The organism is Vibrio viridaestus (assembly GCF_003856525.1).
GTDB classification, from domain to species: Bacteria; Pseudomonadota; Gammaproteobacteria; order Enterobacterales; family Vibrionaceae; genus Vibrio; species Vibrio viridaestus.
The window spans coordinates 1-516 of sequence record NZ_RJVQ01000106.1; the positions used below are offsets into that span (position 1 = coordinate 1).

The 516-nt window shown below is 47.5% G+C and carries 1 protein-coding gene; it reads right to left on the reverse strand.

Going from position 1 to position 516, the window contains the following annotated elements; all coding sequences use genetic code 11:
* The coding region (locus tag EES38_RS21880) for a LexA family protein (protein WP_243694251.1) at positions 1–516 on the reverse strand (516 nt) is incomplete at both ends.

A 516-nucleotide genomic window follows, 5' to 3' on the forward strand; every position in this document is an offset into this window, starting at 1 on the left:
AGCCAAACGTCTCTTCAGGCCACTGACTAGCGATAACTTTCCCCACAACGGAACAACTCTCATTGCATGGGATCATTGGGTACTGTGGGTTTAGTGGTTGTAAAAACACCTGACCGCTATAGCCAAACGTCTCTTCAGGCCACTGACTAGCGATAACTTTCCCCACAACGGAACAACTCTCATTGCATGGGATCATTGGGTACTGTGGGTTTAGTGGTTGTAAAAACACCTGACCGCTATCCCTGATCAGTTTCTTGAAGGTAAACTCATCACCCCCAAGTCTGGCTATGCAGAAATCACCTGGCTCAACAGCCTGCTCAGGGTCAACGAGAATTAACATTCCGTCAGGAAAGCTTGGCTTGGAGCCTGTTGGTGCGGTCATGGAATTACCTTCAACCTCAAGCCAGAATGCAGAATCACTGGCTTTTTTGGTTGTGCTTACCCATCTCTCCGCATCACCTTTGGTAAAGGTTCTAAGCTTAGGTGAGAACATCCCTGCCTGAACATGAGAAAAAA